At 62.9% G+C, this 17223-nt stretch carries 19 protein-coding genes; 10 read left to right on the top strand and 9 right to left on the bottom strand.

The features are described from left to right. Window positions 1-131 precede the first annotated feature (131 nt). The 4 genes from ACIPRS_RS06815 (at window position 132) to ACIPRS_RS06800 (ending at window position 4025) form a co-directional block, all read left to right on the top strand. A complete protein-coding gene (locus ACIPRS_RS06815; RefSeq protein WP_446537973.1) occupies window positions 132-596 on the top strand; it encodes a DUF695 domain-containing protein in 465 nt (154 codons plus the stop codon). A gap of 1572 nt (window positions 597-2168) precedes the next feature. Further along, complete coding sequence (locus ACIPRS_RS06810) at window positions 2169-2468, top strand: hypothetical protein (protein ID WP_446537972.1); 300 nt, start codon at window positions 2169-2171, stop codon at window positions 2466-2468. Between the two features lie 60 nt (window positions 2469-2528). Continuing rightward, the gene (locus ACIPRS_RS06805; RefSeq protein ID WP_446537971.1) at window positions 2529-3143 is read left to right on the top strand and encodes a hypothetical protein; all 615 of its coding nucleotides are present in this window, start codon (window positions 2529-2531) and stop codon (window positions 3141-3143) included. 429 nt (window positions 3144-3572) lie between these two features. Further along, window positions 3573-4025 carry a hypothetical protein gene (locus tag ACIPRS_RS06800; protein ID WP_446537970.1) on the top strand — a complete coding sequence of 151 codons (453 nt, stop codon included), beginning with the start codon at window positions 3573-3575 and terminating at the stop codon, window positions 4023-4025. A 132-nt stretch (window positions 4026-4157) separates the two neighbouring features. On the opposite strand, the gene ACIPRS_RS06795 is transcribed toward ACIPRS_RS06800, so the two are convergent. The 3 genes from ACIPRS_RS06795 to ACIPRS_RS06785 form a co-directional block, all read right to left on the bottom strand. Then, window positions 4158-4976: a transglutaminase domain-containing protein gene (locus tag ACIPRS_RS06795; RefSeq protein ID WP_446537969.1), complete on the bottom strand. Its 819-nt coding sequence runs from the start codon at window positions 4974-4976 to the stop codon at window positions 4158-4160. A gap of 255 nt (window positions 4977-5231) precedes the next feature. After that, window positions 5232-5705, bottom strand: a complete 474-nt coding sequence (locus ACIPRS_RS06790) for an AtaL-like protein (protein ID WP_446537968.1) — start codon at window positions 5703-5705, stop codon at window positions 5232-5234. A 33-nt stretch (window positions 5706-5738) separates the two neighbouring features. Continuing rightward, a complete protein-coding gene (locus ACIPRS_RS06785; RefSeq protein ID WP_446537967.1) occupies window positions 5739-6608 on the bottom strand; it encodes an SDR family oxidoreductase in 870 nt (289 codons plus the stop codon). 98 nt (window positions 6609-6706) lie between these two features. On the opposite strand from ACIPRS_RS06785, the gene ACIPRS_RS06780 reads away from it, so the two are divergent. The 3 genes from ACIPRS_RS06780 (at window position 6707) to ACIPRS_RS06770 (ending at window position 9151) form a co-directional block, all read left to right on the top strand. Then, window positions 6707-7636, top strand: a complete 930-nt coding sequence (locus ACIPRS_RS06780; RefSeq protein WP_446537966.1) for a LysR family transcriptional regulator — start codon at window positions 6707-6709, stop codon at window positions 7634-7636. A gap of 407 nt (window positions 7637-8043) precedes the next feature. Then, the gene (locus ACIPRS_RS06775) at window positions 8044-8313 is read left to right on the top strand and encodes a hypothetical protein (RefSeq protein WP_337730827.1); all 270 of its coding nucleotides are present in this window, start codon (window positions 8044-8046) and stop codon (window positions 8311-8313) included. 163 nt (window positions 8314-8476) lie between these two features. After that, on the top strand, window positions 8477-9151 hold the full coding sequence (locus ACIPRS_RS06770) for a hypothetical protein (RefSeq protein ID WP_446538018.1): 675 nt from the start codon (window positions 8477-8479) through the stop codon (window positions 9149-9151). 333 nt (window positions 9152-9484) lie between these two features. Here ACIPRS_RS06770 and ACIPRS_RS06765 read toward each other — a convergent pair whose 3' ends face one another. Then, window positions 9485-9982, bottom strand: coding sequence for a GrpB family protein (locus tag ACIPRS_RS06765; RefSeq protein WP_446537965.1), 498 nt, complete (start codon window positions 9980-9982; stop codon window positions 9485-9487). A gap of 38 nt (window positions 9983-10020) precedes the next feature. Next, entirely contained in the window at window positions 10021-10683 is a 663-nt protein-coding gene (locus ACIPRS_RS06760; protein WP_446537964.1) for a hypothetical protein, read from the bottom strand. A gap of 151 nt (window positions 10684-10834) precedes the next feature. On the opposite strand from ACIPRS_RS06760, the gene ACIPRS_RS06755 reads away from it, so the two are divergent. Then, on the top strand, window positions 10835-11404 hold the full coding sequence (locus ACIPRS_RS06755; protein WP_446537963.1) for a TetR/AcrR family transcriptional regulator: 570 nt from the start codon (window positions 10835-10837) through the stop codon (window positions 11402-11404). Between the two features lie 14 nt (window positions 11405-11418). Continuing rightward, a complete protein-coding gene (locus ACIPRS_RS06750; protein ID WP_446537962.1) occupies window positions 11419-11775 on the top strand; it encodes a VOC family protein in 357 nt (118 codons plus the stop codon). A 391-nt stretch (window positions 11776-12166) separates the two neighbouring features. Here the strand turns inward: ACIPRS_RS06750 and ACIPRS_RS06745 are convergent, their stop codons facing one another. The 4 genes from ACIPRS_RS06745 to ACIPRS_RS06730 form a co-directional block, all read right to left on the bottom strand. Next, window positions 12167-13756, bottom strand: a complete 1590-nt coding sequence (locus ACIPRS_RS06745) for a GMC family oxidoreductase (RefSeq protein ID WP_446537961.1) — start codon at window positions 13754-13756, stop codon at window positions 12167-12169. A gap of 126 nt (window positions 13757-13882) precedes the next feature. Next, window positions 13883-14674 carry an alpha/beta fold hydrolase gene (locus ACIPRS_RS06740; RefSeq protein ID WP_192199975.1) on the bottom strand — a complete coding sequence of 264 codons (792 nt, stop codon included), beginning with the start codon at window positions 14672-14674 and terminating at the stop codon, window positions 13883-13885. 146 nt (window positions 14675-14820) lie between these two features. Further along, on the bottom strand, window positions 14821-15603 hold the full coding sequence (locus tag ACIPRS_RS06735; protein WP_446537960.1) for an SDR family oxidoreductase: 783 nt from the start codon (window positions 15601-15603) through the stop codon (window positions 14821-14823). Next, window positions 15600-15929 carry a nuclear transport factor 2 family protein gene (locus tag ACIPRS_RS06730; protein WP_446537959.1) on the bottom strand — a complete coding sequence of 110 codons (330 nt, stop codon included), beginning with the start codon at window positions 15927-15929 and terminating at the stop codon, window positions 15600-15602. The genes ACIPRS_RS06735 and ACIPRS_RS06730 overlap by 4 nt, the downstream gene beginning before the upstream one ends. Window positions 15930-16028: 99 nt before the next feature. Between ACIPRS_RS06730 and ACIPRS_RS06725 the strand changes: the two genes are divergently transcribed. Beyond that, window positions 16029-16964 (top strand): LysR family transcriptional regulator, encoded by a 936-nt coding sequence (locus ACIPRS_RS06725; protein WP_446537958.1) that lies wholly within the window; start codon window positions 16029-16031, stop codon window positions 16962-16964. The last annotated feature ends 259 nt before the right edge of the window (window positions 16965-17223 follow it).

Genomic DNA, 17223 nt, shown 5'->3' with positions numbered 1-17223 from the left:
GCTGCTTTTGCATCTTGCCGTAGGCATCGCTCTGTTGGGCGCAGGCTTTTCCGGTCTGCGGGGCGGTGCCTAACAATTCATTCAAGCCGACGCCGCTTCGCGGCGCGGCTTAATTCAGGCGTTAGGCATCTGTGGCACACGTCCGCATAGCCCTTCCGGAGCCGCACTACACGCTCTTTGACAGCAATCGCAATGATCTTCCAGAGGTCATTGTGGTTAATGACGCTTTGCTGTCCTTCCAGCACCCGGAGATATTTCCTTGGCACCTAGAGGTAAATATCCAGGCGGAGGAGCTTGCCGAGAAAGGCATGCCAACCCCTGAGGAGAGCAAACTCTTGTTCGAGATTGGCGACAAGATTGAGTCCGCTATTGAGGGAAAGAATGCCTTGTTTCTGGCGCGCAGCACCTGGAACGGCCTCCGGCAGCTATCATTTCGCGTGCATGACCCGGAACTAGCGAATGACAGCTTGCAGTCACTACTTTCGGACAAGCCACATACCCGGTTCTGGGAGTTCCGCATGCACCACGACCCAGAGTGGCAAGAGGCTGGTTACATCTTCAGGCTCTTCCCATTGGCTAACGGGACAGATGCCTAACAATTCATTCAAGCCGAACCCGCTTCGCGGGTCGGCTTAATTCCGGTGTTAGGCCTTGGAGCGAGCTATGCGGCTACTCGTAGTAACGGCATTGGCAATTGCCTGCTCCTCGTGCGCATCCACGCCGCACCTTGCTGATACGAGCATGTGCGAGCACTTGGATTCATGGGCCAAAACTGTGCCGGCGGGACAATCGAGCACAGTCAAGCTAATCCGGGGAGGCACATGGATGGTCAACCATTACAAGAGCTGCGAGCACTCCGATGGTGACATAGCGGCAGGCGTCTTCTGTGAGTGGCTCATGGAGAACACTTCCACAGAGTTCATGGAGTCAAACATCAACCGCTCCATTACCTGCCTCCAAGGCCAACGCATCGCCGGGCCGAGTGGGAATACCGGCATTGAGTCTTGGTCCGGTAAAGCGTCCTTCTACAGCCCGCAACTGACCACGGCCGATGTCCAGATCGACTTGGAGTACTCACTGGACAACTCCAAGGAGAGTAGAGAGGATTTCCTTCAGTTCACTGTTCGGGCCCAGTAGTTTGCAGCCAAGGCCTAACAATTCATTCAAGCCGAAGCCGCTTCGCGGCTCGGCTTAATTCAGGTGTTAGGCGGCACAGCATGAACTTCCGCACTTCAGGACTTGAATCTCGACTGTTCAGACTGGCCCTCTTCAGTTCGCTGCTCACTAGCGGCTGCGCTCACCAATCAGCCAGACCTGAGCTGGAGCCAAGGAAGTTCTCGCGAGAGGTTGGACTTGCCGGCTGTGAGGTTTCCGTTCCACTAAGTCGCGATGAGACACTGGACTTTGCCCGCAGGCTTGGTTCTCCGGATCTGGCAGCCTCACCTGAATGGACCGAGGCAATTGCACTTACTGGGCCGGGAGATCACGTGCGTCACGTCTATTGCCCCAAGAACACCGACAACTTCTTTGGCGTCTTCCGTGGTGAGTCCATCTTGTTCAAGTTTGGGAGCTTTATCTATGACTAACACGCGAGTGCCGCCTAACAATTCATTCAAGCCGAACCCGCTTCGCGGGTCGGCTTAATTCAGGTATTAGGGCTCATGTTCAAACGATCTTGCGGCCTTGTAGTTGCAATTCTAGTGGTCGCGCTATCCGCGTGCGGGGCCCATAGCAAGACAGTCATGAACTCGACTGTTCTGACTCGGTCTAGCGACAGTCTTCTTAACCAATCCATTCTGGTTAGTGGATGTTTGACAAAGCATCAGCATGGGTTGTTTCTTGCTTCTTGCGACAGCGCGGACTCCCGTATTCGTACCATCGTTCATGACCCTTACAATGTTGTCCTCGCAGCACTTCCCAGTCTCCGTGAGAAAGAGCTTTATCGGGTCAGGGGTAAGTTTCGTGGGACATTAAGACGCGTTGCTCATGGCACAACCGCCTACATGTTGTTTAGCTTGGACTCGGCGGAGGAGGTTACTGAGCATGAGCCCTGACAATTCATTCAAGCCGAGCCCACATCAGGGCGGCGCCTAAGTGCGCGCCTTCGGCTATATTTGCACTCAGTCGCCGCCCCGCTGCGGGCCAGCTTAATTCAGGCGTTAGGCCGCATGTCAGACTGGTCTGATCTGTTGAGAGATTTCAACTTTCCGCACACGGGGCGTGGCGGTGTCACGCTGGTGTCGCGGGCCGACGCGCCACGCTGCATTGAGCTTATCTACTCTCAAGGCTGGCGGTTCTTGGGCTACGATTCCTTCACGGTTACGGACGAGTTCATCCAGCCGCACCTTCAGTGGAGCCCTGATTGGAGCGGCCCTGGCGCACCTGACATGAAGGCTGTCCTGGCAGAGATTGCTCAACATCCCAATGAGGTCACGCACTATGAGTTCGTGTTCAGAGATGCGGCCTAACAATTCATTCAAGCCGAACCCGCTTCGCGGGTCGGTTTAATTCCAGTGTTAGGTGCGCACGTGAAAAATTTCGCAGCTGTAGCATTCTACTCCCTGCTATTTGGCAATCCTGTAGCTCATGCGACTGACCGTTGCAAGTACGACGAGGACGCCTTACTTGCGCTTGATGAAAACGCCTTTGACCAAGACCTTTCAGATGGCTGGCGGGCCATTGCCAATATTCCTGGCTGCGAGCTCGCAGCTGCGGACCTATTGGCGGCGTACCGGGCCAAGCATTCAAACGCAGGCTCGCTTTTAGCGTGGCACGAGGGTCAAATGCGTGCCTCAGCAGGTCAATACGAGCAGGCAATCCCGCTGTTAGAGGCCGCCCGGAAGCCCGTAGAGCAAGACCCAGTCGGTTGGAACTATTACGTGGATGCCACCTTAGCTTTCCTGCGACAGGACAATCCTGCACTACTGGCCGCGCAAGAGCGCCTCGCAGCTGTTGCTTACCCGGAAGGCGCTGGTATGCCGCCACTGAAGGATGGCTACTTTGAGCTGCCTACTCCACCCGGCCAGCCAACCATGAAGATGCGCTGGCCACCTAACATCGAAGTCGTGGACGGGTTGGTGGCCTGCTTCGGCAAACCTTACACGGAAGCATATGGCACCTCATGTCGTCCGCCCAGTCCATGAGGTGCGCACCTAACAATTCATTCAAGCCGACGTTGCTTCCGAACGCGGCTCAATTCAGGTGTTAGGTGGCTGCAATGACATCCCGTGAAGTGCACATACTCTCGTACTTCTCGCTGCCCACTGATTTGGCTGCATCCTTAAAGAGTTGGCCCGAGTTTCAGGACGGCAACGAATATCACGTTGATCTATCGGACTCACGTGAGAACGGAGCTGTCCGTCTCATCGAGCCCAAAGACGAGTCACCGTACATTTCGGTTGCAGGGCAAGGTAGCGGGCGACTCTTCGATCAGGTTCTTGGCTTTGTCATCCACTCGTTGGCAGCTCATAGTGACAGTCTGATGGTGGACCGTGTCAGCTAGCACGCCACCTAGCAATTCATTCACGCCGAACCCGCTTCGCGGGTCGGCTTAATTCAAGGTGTTAGGTGCAATGGTCAAGATCAACGCACTCCTAATCGCTGCGTTGTTAGCGTCGATGAACCATGACGCTGCTGCCTGCTCGATACTTCCCGAGCCGCCCAGCAGAAGATTTAGTGACGCTCACTCGGTAGCTCTTGCGGTGCCACTCGGAAACTCCATCAAGCCAGATACGGCAAAGCTTCCGCGACATGTGGGCGAGGCTCAACAGACCATTCAATGGCAAGTGCTGGTAGCGTGGAAGGGCCGATACAGTGCTGGTGACAAGCTAACAACGCGGCAAAGGCTGGATATTCAGCCCGGCAATTGCCACTCTCTGCTTCGGATGCATGGGCAGCAACCCCATCTTCTATATCTCTTTGATCAAGAGCCGTTTGCTAGATTCTTTGCATTTCCACCGGAGCTTGCAATCGACGACCTACGGTACTTGGAGCGACAGCAAGTAGGCGGCGGCAACAGCATCTGACAATCATTCAAGCCGATCCGCTCTAGGGCGCGGCTTAAGCCAAGCGTCGGTTGATGTCCGCTTCTGGCCAGAAGCGGAAATGGGTTCTGCTTCGACAGAAAGAGCAAAGCCGGTTTGGCGGCTGCTCGACTGCTACAGGCTTCCGCCCGTGAGTAAAAGTGGCACTTCGCCAGTTCGCTCGCCTACCCATACCTGCATTTCAAAAGTCTGCAACCAGCCGTAATTGGTCAGAAAAGCCACATCGGCAGCATCGCGGCCGTAAGCGACCACGATCCGACCCCCACGGGGTGCGGCCTGCGTCGGGTCGAAGGTGTACCAGCGGCCGTCCAGGTACGCCTCGAACCATGCATGCAGATCCATCGGTTCCAGTCCGTGCAGATATCCGACCACCATCCGGGCAGGAATGCGCAGGCTCCTGCATAGCGTGATTCCGACATGTGCGTAGTCGCGGCAGACCCCTGCACGTGCTTCCATGGTGCCGAGTGCATCCGTGGTGGCGTCGCTAACCCCGTACCGGTACGCGATATGGGTGCGGATCCATTCCACGATTGCCCCCACTTGCCCACTGCGGGGGGCGGCCGCAGCCACGATGGCCTGCGCCTGGTCGAACGTACGATCGCTCGGGCAGTAGCGACTCGGCAGCAGGTACTGCAACGCGTGATCGGGCAGGAATGCGGCCGGTGTCGGCGCGACCCACGGCGCAATGACGATATCTCGCTCGGTCTCGACCTCAAGCTCTGCCCGGATTCGCATGCGTCCACGCCGGACCACGAAACGCTGGCACAGGTTGCCGAATACATCGACGAACTCGGTCGGGCGAACATGGGGGTCGAACGTGTAGGTTTCGCTGATCATCCATTGCGCTTCGCCATTGCGCGGTCGCAACATTGCGACCACCGCGCAGTCCTCGTTGGATTCGACAGTCAGTTCGCATCCGGCTAGCAGGCGCATGTTCGGTCCGATGCGAGGTGGGAGTTCATCGTGCGCGCGGTCAGTTCAAGGCTTGGCCGACATTGCAGCACGTAGCCTCCCACATCTCGCACACGTCTGGCGTTACGCGCCAATGAAACGCGCGGTGCACAAGTCATGGGTCAGCATGGGAATCCATGTCCCCCGCGCGTCGATCGACACCCGGGCATGGTACGGCAGAAGATGTCCGCATCGGGTCGGGAGCGGACACCAGGCGCCGACTTCGTACAAGGTTGGTCAGATGCGCCCCTCCGCGACCAGTTCGCGAGTGCGTTTCAGCGTCGACTGGATCGCGGCCTTGAACCCTTTTTCGCTATCCATCCAGGCCTGGGCTGCCTGTTCCTCCGGGCCGTTGGGTACTTTGCCGCGCAACCCGAGATAACCGTAGAAGCGAAGCTGGAGCTCGCCGCGTTCGTCTTCGAACAGTTCGTTGATGATCGCGCCTTCGCGTGGGCTGATGGCCTGGAAGAAGGTGATCTTCGTGTTTGCCTCGAAGGTGATGATCTCGGTGAGATCACTGCCCAGGATGGTCGCTTCGCGCACCAGGTGCGATGGGCTCTCCCCGACGATCTCGCTGCGGGTGCATTCGTCGGGCGGGAAGAAGAGCCTGGCGTCGCGTGCCTTCTGCACCAGCCCCTCCCATGCCTGGGAACGGGTGAGTGGTGTCTGGCCGGGCGCGTTCACCGGCAAGGTGGCGGTCGAGTAGATCATGGTGGGCTCCGTGATGGATGAGGTTGGAAGAGGTCAGCCGGCTGCGGCGGTTTCAGCAGCGAAGTCGCGATACGAGCGCAGCGGGCGCCCCAGTCGCTCGGTGAGCCGCGCGACGTCGCCGGGTTCGGGCACCATGCCGTCGGTGAGGAAGCGTTCTCCCATCTGGCGCATGTCATAGGCCATCCACGCCGACATGAACTGGCGCAGGTTCTGCTCGAAGCCCGCCGTGTCGTCACCGCCGTATGCGATGTCGCGGCCCAGCGTCGCGGACCAGATGTCCGCGACCTCCGCACCCGTCAGCGTATCCGGGCCGACCAGGTTGAGGCGGGTCAGCGCGCTGCCATCGGGTGCCCGATCGCGGGACAGCAGCTCGATCGCCGCGATCTCGCCGATGTCGCGCGCATCGATCATCGCCAGGCCCTTGCTCCCGATCGGCATCGGGTACACGCCATGGCCGAGCACCACGTCCTTGACCGTCAGGTCGTTGTCCATGAAGTAGGCCGGGCGCAGGATCGTCGCGTTGAAGCCCATCTGTTCGAGCATGCGTTCCACGCCGAACTTGCCGGCGAAGTGGGGCACGTTCACGTAGCGGTCGCTGTGGATCACCGAGAGATAGACGACCCGCTTAACCCCGGCTTCGCGGGCGACATTGAGCGTGATCAGCGCCTGGGTGAATTCATCGGCCACCACCGCGTTGAGCAGGAAGAGCGTGGACACGCCCTGAACGGCCTGGCGCAGGGAATCGACATCGAGCAGGTCGCCCTGGACGGTCTCGACCCAGGCGGGGAGGTTCGCGTTGGCCGGGTTGCGGACCAGGGCGCGCACCTTGGCGCCACGCTGGGAGAGGTGCTGCACGACGTGGCGGCCGACAGTTCCGGTGGCGCCGGTGACGAGGATGCTCATGGGAGTGCTCCGGGTGGGTGAGGAGGCTCCATGGTTGTTGATCCGGATTCGGGTCGATAGCCCATATACTTGGACTGCCCGTCTCACTGGTGGAACACGTGGACCTTCTGGCCCTGGCCGACTTCAACCTGGTGGCACGTCATGGCGGCTTCGGCCGGGCGGCTAGGGCCGCAGAACGACCCAAGGCCACGTTGTCGCGACGGGTCGCGGACCTGGAAGCGAGCCTGGGCGTGCGCCTGTTCGAGCGCGGGTCCCACACCCTGAAGCTGACGCAGGAAGGGCGTGCGCTGTTCGAGCGCACCGAAACCCTGCTGGCCGAGATCGGCGAAGCCGCCACGGCGGTTGCCTCGGGTGGCGAAACGCCACGCGGCAGGCTGCGCATCAGCGCGCCGCTGCTGTTTTCGCAGATGGCACTGGGCAAGCTGTCGGCCCGCTTTGCATTGCGTTACCCCGAGGTGCGCGTGGAGATCACCACCGAGGACCGCGCCGTCGACATGGTGGAGGAGGGCTATGACCTGGTGATCCGGGTCAATCCCGATCCCGACGAACGCCTGATCGGGCGTGTCCTGCTCCGTGATCGCCTGGTTGCGGTGGCCGTCCCTGACCTTGGGAGGCCGGAGCCAGACGTTGCTGCGCGTGCGGTGGTGCGTGCCTCCGGCAATCAATCGGCGTGGGATCTGGCGACCCAGGGCGGTGATGTGCGCGTGTCCATCGAACCGGTCCTGCGCCTGGCGTCGCTGATCATGATCCGCGATGCGGTTCGGACGGGAATAGGCGCCGCCGTGCTGCCCTTGTCGCTGGTGGCCGGCGACCTGCACTCAGGCGCGCTCGTGCCATGGGGCGACGTGAAGGGGCGGCCCATCGAGATCTGGGCGCTATACCCATCCCGGCGCCTGCTGAGCGCACGCGTATCCGCGTTCCTGGAGTTCCTGAAGGAGGCATTCCCTCAGGGACAACCAGAAGAGCTGGCGGCCTATCTCACGAGTGAAGAGATCACGACGCAGACAGTGAAGACTGGCTTGCCGTAGGACGTCCCCCGATATCCACTATCGATCGAAGTGGACATCGTGCGCAGTGAGGGAGTGATGCCGGGCGACACGACCTCGATCGTCCGGAGGCATGGGAGTGACGGCGTGGCTTCCTCGCCGACGAATGGCAGGCGTCGGGGACGTCTTTGAAGATCAGTCGGTGCAAACACCGCCCGCATGTTGCGGCCTGCGGTCTACCTCAGGTGGGATCGGTGACGCAGATTCGTTGTGATCCCGGATTACAAACTGCGATTCGTCCCTGCGACTGACGGATTCGAGCCGGGATGCACACGAATTTCTGTATTTTCACGCTCCATCTACGTACTCCAACGTTAGCTGAAGATATGTTGCGGCGCCGGCAAGAAAGGCCGCTATATTCCGAGTCCCCCAGACGAAGGAGAATTGTAATGTTCCAGAACAAGCGATATCTCAAGACGGCACGCGTGCTCGGCGTGGCGATGGTTGCGGCCGTGGGTCTTGGCGGCTGCGCCAGCTACGACGATGAGTTTGCAGGGATCAACTCGCGTCTCGATCAGCTCGATACGAAGGTGCAGGGCGCTGCCCAGAGCGCCGAATCCGCGAATCAATCCGCGCAGCAGGCAAACCAGCGGCTGGATCAGATTGAAGGCCGCGTGCGGCAGCTCGAAGCGGCACCGCGCCGCGTGCCGCGCGGCTGATCGCGTTTGCACGATTCGCTACGCGCAGTGTGAACCCGGGACCCGGTGGCCCTTGCTGGCCACCGGGATCCTTTCTTGCCCCCATCTTGTCCAGAGGATCCACGCCATTCGTACGTCCATACACCCTGCGATCCGCGCAGCCTCTGGCGCGCTGCTGTTGGCGCTGGCGTTCGCGAGCTTCGGGGCGTCCAGTGCCGAAAATGTCGACAAACAAGCGGCGACCGTCGCCGACCAGCTTCCGGAAGGGCAAGAGGTGTCCGACACGGTGATCGAGCTCGCAGGCTGGATCGTCGCGACCAAGGACAGCCAAGACTATCCCTTCGCAATCATCGACAAGGCCTCTGCCCAGATCCTGGTGTTCGGCGGCGACGGCCGGCCTCGCGGGGCGGCACCCGGACTCTTCGGATCGGCGGTCGGCGACCACACGGCCCCCGGTGTCGCCGGTCTCGCGCTTCGCGAGATTCCGGGCCGCGATCGCACGACGCCTGCGGGTCGCTTCGTGGGCGGTTTCGGCCCGTCCATCGACGCGGGGCGCGTACTGTGGGTGGACTACGATTCCGCAGTCTCCATCCATCCTACCGCCACCGGCGTCCCCGCCGAGAAGCGTGAAGAGCGCCTGGCATCGCCGACGCCCGATGACAATCGCATCACGCATGGCTGCATCAACGTCTCGCCGGAGTTCTACGAGCGGATCATGCAGCCTACTTTCGAGAAGGGCGGGGTGTTCTACATCCTCCCGGACAAGGCGCCGCTGGCGGAGACCTTCCCGGAGTTCGCGCAAAGTCGCGAGACCGCGGAACGCCACGACGGAAGACGCGCACGACCCGCCCGCCGGTGAAGGGCGCGTCGGCGCGCTGCCCTTGGTGCAAGGCAGCGCAGAGGAGGCTGCTGCTACTTCTGCCAGTGCAGCACAATGCCGTGCCCTCCATGAAGTGAGGGTCCGATCAGGCATTTCGTCGGATCTTGGCACCTTCTCGACCCACCAAAGTCCACACGCATACGTCCGTAACTCGGACATTCGTCTCCTCGGCATTGCTGCGTCCCGTTCGCCCAGTGGGCAGGTCTGGCGATCATTCAAGCCGGAGCGGACATCGCTAGAGTTGTTTTGCAAGGGTGAACCGGGTTGGTTCGTCTTGGCAGGCCTCCATGCGGCGTTGCACTGTCGGAGGATCTAGTCGTCCATGGAAGACAACAGGGATCGAATGTAGGCACCCTTCTCCAACGTATACGCAGCCTTGTCGCCGGCATGCACGATGTCGAGCCGGCGCTTCAGGGCCTCGTACTCGGACCGGCGTGCGTCGTCGACGCGCAGCAGGTCACGGAAGCGGAGATGTTCCCGCCAGAGTCGACCGCCTTGTTCGACGCCATGCAGGTGGATGCGCAGGTCGCCCGCGATGTCTTTGACGAAGTAGCGACGCTGCGGGATCGCGGTTTCGTAATGAGGCCGGTAGATGTAGTCCAGCCTCACGATGTCTGCGACGCGGGCCTCGATCTCGGCGAGTGTTGGCGCGCCCAGCAGGAGGTCGATGACCGGCTTGGCCGCGAGGCCGGGTACCGAGGTACTGCCGATGTGCATGATCTCGATCGGCGTACCGGCGAAAACCGGCAGCAGTGCCTGCCGGAGATCCTGGAAGACCAGCGGCCATGTGTGAGAGTAGGGTACGAGCATGATGCGGGTCCGTGGATCGGGGGACGGCGGACCAGGCGTCAAACGCGCTGGCCGTCATCGGGGGATGTCATTGTCGTGACGTCCGGCGAAGTCCGCACGATCCACAGGCCCAGCAGGCAGTACCAGAGGCTCTGCGCGACGACCACGAAGGTCATGCCAGGAACGTCGAGCGAGATCATTCCCATGGCATAGCCGATCAGGCACAGCAGGCCCGCGATCGCGCCGTAGGCGCTGCATGCGATCGCCAGCGGCCCGGCGTGGCGCAGCATCGCGACCGACCACAGCACGATTCCCGCCGACATGCCGAGCGTGCCGAATCCCGCCAGCACCTGATTGGCGGAGAAGGCAAGCAGCACCGAAGGCAGCGCGTCCTCGGCAAGCGGGATCAGCGGCAGGACGCGCTGCAGATAGTCACCGATCAGGAAGCCGCTGATCAGTGCCGCGCCCAGCATGGCAGCTGCGCCCAGGGTGTAGAGGCGCATTGCGGCCCACACCCAGCCATTGCCTGGCCAGCGCCGTGCGAGGTGGGCCAATGACAGCCAGAGGGCGATGATGCATACGATCATCGCCAGGTGCACGTGCCGGCTGAGTGCCGAGATCTCCGAGAGGCGGGTGAGCCGCGCCGCCATGTCGGCGCCCTGCGCGGTGGGATGGAAGATCATGATGAGCGGCGCCAGCACCCCGCTCGCGATCAGCAGCACGCCGGGCAGCACAGCGCTCGGCGCGCGGGAGGAAGTCGTGGTCATGCGATGCCCTTGCGAAGAAGAGGGTACAGGCTAGCGAGGCGATCGCCGCCGGTTTCCGGACAATCGCGGCCCAATGTCCGGCAGGGTTCGTGGGATGATCCAGCGCATGACACAGCTTGAGCCCAACGAGGATCCCCGCAGGCGGCGCACGCGCCAGGACCTGATGGCGGCGTTCTTCTCGCTGGTGCTCAGTCAGCGCTACCACGAGATCCGCGTCGGTGATGTGCTGGCGCGATCGGGCGTCAGCCGCTCGACGTTCTACGAGCACTTCCGCAACAAGGACGAGTTGCTTGCCGCCAGCCTGGAGGGTCCGTTCCGGACACTGGCCAATCTGGTGGGAGGGCAGGCGGACGTCAACAAAGTGCGCGCGATCCTCGAGCACTTCTGGCAGAACCGCGCGCTCGCACGCAGCCTCTTCCAGGGCGCTGCGCTGCGTATTGTCCGGTACACGCTGGTCATGCACGTGGAGAACACGCTGTCTCCGGCGCAGCGCAGCCGCCTGCGCATTCCCGTGCGCCTTGCCGCACATGGGCTCGCCGATGGTCTGTTCTCGCCGGTGGTGGCGTGGTTGCTGGGCGACGCCAAGTGCAGTGCGCAGGAACTCGCCGTGGCGTTGCAGCTGTCCACGGCGGCGGCCACGCGCGCACTGCAGACCGGCGCCCCCGCCGACGATTAGCCAAGGAGAAAAGAATGAAGATGCAGCGCGCAATCCCGATGCTGCCCGTCCGCCACATGCCGACGAGCGTCGAGTTCTACGCAAAGCTGGGCTTTGCGGTGGAAAAGCGCAACGACGAATGGCGCTGGGCGATGCTGTTGCTGGACGAGTGCCGGCTGATGGTGGACGAATCGATCAACCAGCCGCCGGATGCACCACGCACTTCGGTGGTCTACCTGTACCCCGACGACATCTTCGCCTACCACCGCGACGTGCGGAGGCGCGGCTTGGACGTGCCTTCGATCGGTCATCCCTTCTACGGCATGAGCGAGTTCCGCATTGAAGACCCCGACGGCAATCGGCTGTGGATCGGGCAGCGGACTGGCAACTGAGCTTCCCGCATGGAGTACGGCGTTCATCGGAACGCATCCACGGGTTCGATGATGTCCGCTTCTGGCAGGGAGCTGATGGAAATCCTCGACACGTTGGGATGTCCTTCGCAGTCCAGGGACAGTCAGCCGGAAAGTGAGCCAGGAAGTGAGTCGTCGCTGCTTTCTTGATGCTTGTATTTCAGCAAGGACGGTGGCGCAGCGGTTCAATCCGGTTGCGGGTGGCTACATGGTCGGTGTCTCGATGTGCGATCAAGCACAGGTTTCCGGGATGGCCAAACCATGACGGACGTCCGGCAGGATTGTCCGCCATGGAACGCTCCATGCTCGCCGGCCAACGACAACGCGTCGGTCCGCTCGCGGCCCTGGACTCAAGCAGGGATCGCATCATTGCTCAAAGTCCATGCGCTTTCTTGATGATCTCTGCGGCCCGCTCGCCAATCACTACACAGGGTGCCATCGTGTTCCCGCTCGGGACGTTGGGCATGATGGATGCATCCGCGAGCCGCAACCGATCGATGCCGTAGACCTGCAGGTTGCCGTTGACCACCGACATCGCGTCGCGCCCCATCTTCGCCGTGCAGGCCTGATGCCAGAAGGTCACTGCCGAGTCGCGGATGTAGGTTTCCATCCCGGACGCATCCAGGCTTCCCGGCATGGCCTCGCGCTTCAACAGCTTCTTGAACGGCGAGGCGTGCGCCATTTCGCGTGCCAACGCGATGGTCGCTACGGCGCTGCGCACATCGTCGGGATGCGACAGCGTATTGGCTTCGATCCGGCAGGGTGCGCCCGCGTCGGCGCCGGTCAGGTGTACCGAACCCCGACTCTTGGGATGGGAAAGCCCGGCGAAGGTCATCCAGCCATGTGCCGGCACGCCGCGATGCGCGGTCTCCGGTGTCGGCACCGGGAATTCCAGCTGGCAATGGAATACATCCGGAGCAGCCAGCGCAGGATCGGTCTTCCAGTACAGCGTGGCCTCCGACCCGCCGTTGCCCACGCCCACCGGCGCGCCCGACTCGAAGATGCAGCCGAAGGACACGTGGTCCTGGTGGTTCCGTCCGACGCCGGGCAGGTGCTGGATCACCTTGATGCCATGAGGCGTCAGTTCCTCTTCCGGACCAATGCCGGACTGCATCAGGACCTTGGGCGTATTGATCGCGCCCATCGACAGGATCACCTCGCGGTCGGCCATGATGCGCATGCTGCGCGCGCCCTGCATGACCTCGACGCCGATGGCCGTAGTGCCATCCAGGACAATTCTGCTGACCTGGGCGTTGGTCATCACCGTCAGGTTGGGCTGCCCCCGCTTCGGGAAGATGTAGGAGCGGAAGAGCGATGATCTTCGGCCCGCCTTCACGATCAGGTCGTTGAGTGCGACGCCGCCGCGCCCTTCCATCATGACGCCATTGGGACTGTCGAACGTCGGCAGTCCGAGGGTTTTCGCGGCCTCGATCATGGCAGTCGCCACCGGTTGGGGGTGCGGTGGCGTTTCCACGTGCACCGGACCACCGGTGCCGCGCCGGACGGCATCGGGCACACCGCGCCAGTCCTCGATGCGTCGATAGATGTCGAGGACTGCACGATAGCCCCACGCCTCGTCGCCGGCTTCTTCGGCGAAGTGCTCCCAGTCACTCTGGTGCCCCCGCGCCCACACCATCACGTTGATGCTGGATCCGCCTCCCAGCACCTTGCCCATGTTCAGCGGAATGGCCCGGTGATTGAGGTGCGGATTGGGCTGCGCCACGAAGGCCCAGTCGCGATCGGAGCCGAGGTTCAGTGGCCATTGCGTGGGCTCCAGCACCTCAGGCAGCTCATCGGATCCGCCCGCCTCGATCAACAGCACGCGCACGGCGGGATTTTCCGCGAGCCTGCCGGCCAGGGCGCAGCCGGCAGGACCGGCGCCGCAGACGATGAAGTCATGACGACCCGGATGTCGTGCGTCGGTCGCGTGAGAAGCATGGAAAGGACGGTGAGAGCTGGACATGGACACGGCGGCGGATACTCAGAGCGAAGTGGGGCGTCCAGGCAGCCGGGTGCGGCCGCCCGTCGTGGGGAGGAGGTGCGATGGGGAAGCTGCGGACGCGCCGTCCGGCGCGCCCGCGAGCGACGCTTACCTGGCCGGTTGGCCGGCTTCCCTGGCGGCGCGATCGATCGTATCGGCGACCACCTTGGGCTGCGTCATGAAGACCGCGTGGCTGGCGGACACCTTGGTGATGCGCGCGTTGATGCGCTCGGCCATGTGGATGAGCATGGCCTGATCGAACGCCTTGTCTTCGGTGGCAATCACGGCCCAGCTGGGCTTCGTGCGCCAGGCCGCGTGGGTCAGCGTGGTGCCGAACACAGACATGTTGATCGGCACCTGCGAGTCGCGCAGGAATGCCGCGTCGGCATCGGTGGTGTCGTGGGCGAAGCCGGCCTTGAACTTGGCGGGACTGATGAAGCCGTAGCCGTCGCTGCCTGTCTCGATCACGAACTCGGGCGTGGGCGCGAAGCCCGTGTACTGCTGGGCGGTGGTTTCACCGGCGTCCGGCGCCAGGGCGGACACGTAGACCAGGCCGGCCACCTTGTCGTGAACGCCGGCTTCGGTGATGACGGTGCCGCCCCAGGAATGGCCGACCAGAATGGCGGGACCGTCCTGGCGGTCGAGCACGCGCTGGGTCGCCTTCACGTCATCGGCGAGCGAGGTCAACGGGTTCTGCACGATCGAGACGCGATAGCCACGCGCGGTGAGGTCGTCGTAGACCGGGCGCCAGCCGGCACCGTCGGCGAAGGCGCCGTGCACCAGCACGACATTCTTCACCTGCGCGCCGTGGTGGCCGGGCGTAGCGTCGTGGGCCTGTGCGGAGGGGGAGATGGTGGCCGCGAGAGCGGCCGCGAGCACTGCAGGGATCAGCTTGAACATGGTCGTATCCTCGGGCGTTGGGTAGGTGTGCGGCGTGTCGGCCGGCAGGGCTACTGTGCGGCGCACGGCAGGACTATCGGTTGCTTCAAGTCCTGAAAACTTGATCAATCGTGCTATTGACTCGCCGGGCAGCCTGAGGGGCGCCATCACGCGGTCGGTACGGTCCCGCCGTCGATCGTGTACTCCGTACCGGAGATGGAGGCCGCGCGGGGCGACACCAGGAACGCGATGAGGTCCGCCACCTCGCCCGGCCTGGCCGGGCGACCCAGCGGGATCCCGCCCAGTTCGTTCATGACCAGCTTCTTGCCACCCTCATAGTCGGTGCCGGCCTGTGCGGCGACGCGTTCGACCAGCGCCACCGATGCCTCGGTCTCGATCCAGCCGGGCGATACACGGACCACACGCACGCCTTTCGGAGTGACTTCCTTCGACAGCGCCTTGCTGTAGGTCGACAGCGCGGCCTTGGCGGCGGCATAGGCGGTCGTGGCATCGGGCAGCGGCAACGTGTGCTGGATCGAAGTGACGTGCAGGATCACCCCCGATCCCTGCGCGATCATCGTCGGGAGCAGGGCACGATCCAGCCGCACCGCCGACATCAGGTTCAGGTCGAGCTCCTTCGCCCATTGCGCGTCATCCAGTGCGGCAAACCCACCTGCGGGTGCCGACGATCCGCCCACCACGTTGATCAGGACATCGATGCCGCCGAGGTGGTGCAGCGCTGCGGCTGCCGCCAGGCGGGCGCCTTCGGCGGTGGCAAGGTCTGCCGTGACATAGCGGACATCATCGATGGCGTGCTCCGGGCGCGAGAGCGCCGTCGCCACGGTCCGTGTGCCGAGTCGGGCCAACAGCCCGACCACTGCCGCACCCACGCCACGCGTGCCGCCCGTGACCAGGACACGCTTGCCGGCCAACTGCAGGTCGAAGCTCATGGGACGATCTCCAGCGTGGCGATCTTTCCGCGCTCCAGGGTGAAGGTGTAACGCAGGTCCACGGGGCTGCCGGGGAAGTTGCCCGACACGTGGCAGGTCACGGTGCAGCTGCGCCCCTGCTTCTCCCACGCATGGGGTGTGGCGGTGTAGGTGTACCTGGCAGATGCGTCCGCCTTCCACGCTTCGATCGCCGCCAGCCCGGCGTGGGTCTTGCCCTCGTCCAGCACCCGCCCGTCCCTGGTGAAACAGCGGGCAACGGCCTGGGCGCCCTGGTGGTCGGCATCGAAGTAGGCCGCGATGGGCTCGGGCAGGTTCAGGTCTTTCATCGCAATGCTCCGGTGGGGTCTGTGGAGCTAGGTTGATCCGTCCTGGAAGATAAGAGAATCGCCTATTATCCGATCAGGCTATGTAGGGGTCAGCACACAATGCGCGGCACCGAATTTGCCGAACTCAAGGCCTTCGTGGCCGTCGTCGACCGGGCCAGCTTCGCCCGGGCGGCCGATCACCTGGGGCTGTCCCGGTCGGCCCTCAGCCAGATCATTCGACAACTCGAATCACGGCTGGGCGTTCGCCTGTTGAACCGGACCACGCGCAGCGTCTCGCCGACGGAACCGGGGCGGCGTCTCCATGGGCGGATCGCCCCGATGCTGCGCGAGATGGACGAGGCCGTTGCGCAGGCGGTAGGCGCGAATGCGCGCGCTGCGGGAACGCTGCGGATCAACACACTGAGCATGGCGGCGAAGAAGGTGATCGCACCCCGGCTTGGCCGGTTCGCGAACGCGCATCCGGATGTGGTGCTCGACATCGTGGTCGACGATGGCCTGAGTGACATTGCAGGAGAAGGCTTCGATGCGGGCATCCGCGTGGGCGGTCGCCTGCAGAAGGACATGGTCGCAGTGCGGCTCACGCCCGACATCGAACTGCTGGCGGTAGCGTCGCCCGACTACCTCGCCCGGCACGGCGAGCCCAGGACACCTGCCGACCTGGGCCATCACGCCTGCATCAACTGGCGATTCCCGGGCAGCGGAAAAGTGGCCGGGTGGGAGTTCCGGAAGAAGGGAAAAGCGGTCGAGTTCCTGGGCGAAGGCACCGTGATCGGCAATCACCAGGACATCGTCGTGCCCGCGGCACTCCAGGGGCTTGGAATCTTCTACGCCTACAACGACGAGGGCATTGCCGATGCCCTGCAGGACGGGCGGCTCAGGCGGGTCCTTTCCGACTGGTCGCCGACCGTGCCAGGCCTGTATCTGTACTACTCCAGTCGACGGTACATGCTGCCGGCACTCCGTGCCTTCATCGATTGCCTGCTGGATCGCGATCTCGGCAGCGAGGGTCAATCAACGTCAGGAAGTGCCAGCTGACAGGTCGAGGGAATTGCTGGCCTCGCCATGTCCGTCTACGGCTGCTGATTCAAATGGTCGATGCAACACACTGAAGGCTGCGCAGGCAGCAGGCGTGTTGCAGATGAGGCGCAGGAAGAAGATCCATGGCACCGACGGCCGGAAGGCGCGGAGGGGTGATCGCTGGCAACTGGGCAGGTCCCTGCATCGGATCGCGTTCCTGTTTGATCGGCACCCCAACTCCGTTCGGGACCTCCTCGCCGGACACGGCGGCATTCGC

This window comes from Pseudoxanthomonas sp. LARHCG66, assembly GCF_052871755.1.
Note: the sequence above shows the minus strand (reverse complement) of the source record. Positions and strands in the feature narration are given on the sequence as shown.

Excerpts from the sequence above, each read along its gene's own strand:
- ACIPRS_RS06810 (WP_446537972.1), top strand. The coding sequence starts at position 2,169 with ATGTCAGACTGGTCTGATCTGTTGAGAGATTTCAACTTTCCGCACACG.
- ACIPRS_RS06800 (WP_446537970.1), top strand. The coding sequence starts at position 3,573 with ATGGTCAAGATCAACGCACTCCTAATCGCTGCGTTGTTAGCGTCGATG.
- ACIPRS_RS06795 (WP_446537969.1), bottom strand. The coding sequence starts at position 4,976 with ATGCGCCTGCTAGCCGGATGCGAACTGACTGTCGAATCCAACGAGGAC.
- ACIPRS_RS06790 (WP_446537968.1), bottom strand. The coding sequence starts at position 5,705 with ATGATCTACTCGACCGCCACCTTGCCGGTGAACGCGCCCGGCCAGACA.
- ACIPRS_RS06785 (WP_446537967.1), bottom strand. The coding sequence starts at position 6,608 with ATGAGCATCCTCGTCACCGGCGCCACCGGAACTGTCGGCCGCCACGTC.
- ACIPRS_RS06775 (WP_337730827.1), top strand. The coding sequence starts at position 8,044 with ATGTTCCAGAACAAGCGATATCTCAAGACGGCACGCGTGCTCGGCGTG.
- ACIPRS_RS06765 (WP_446537965.1), bottom strand. The coding sequence starts at position 9,982 with ATGCTCGTACCCTACTCTCACACATGGCCGCTGGTCTTCCAGGATCTC.
- ACIPRS_RS06755 (WP_446537963.1), top strand. The coding sequence starts at position 10,835 with ATGACACAGCTTGAGCCCAACGAGGATCCCCGCAGGCGGCGCACGCGC.
- ACIPRS_RS06750 (WP_446537962.1), top strand. The coding sequence starts at position 11,419 with ATGAAGATGCAGCGCGCAATCCCGATGCTGCCCGTCCGCCACATGCCG.
- ACIPRS_RS06745 (WP_446537961.1), bottom strand. The coding sequence starts at position 13,756 with ATGTCCAGCTCTCACCGTCCTTTCCATGCTTCTCACGCGACCGACGCA.
- ACIPRS_RS06740 (WP_192199975.1), bottom strand. The coding sequence starts at position 14,674 with ATGTTCAAGCTGATCCCTGCAGTGCTCGCGGCCGCTCTCGCGGCCACC.
- ACIPRS_RS06735 (WP_446537960.1), bottom strand. The coding sequence starts at position 15,603 with ATGAGCTTCGACCTGCAGTTGGCCGGCAAGCGTGTCCTGGTCACGGGC.
- ACIPRS_RS06730 (WP_446537959.1), bottom strand. The coding sequence starts at position 15,929 with ATGAAAGACCTGAACCTGCCCGAGCCCATCGCGGCCTACTTCGATGCC.
- ACIPRS_RS06725 (WP_446537958.1), top strand. The coding sequence starts at position 16,029 with ATGCGCGGCACCGAATTTGCCGAACTCAAGGCCTTCGTGGCCGTCGTC.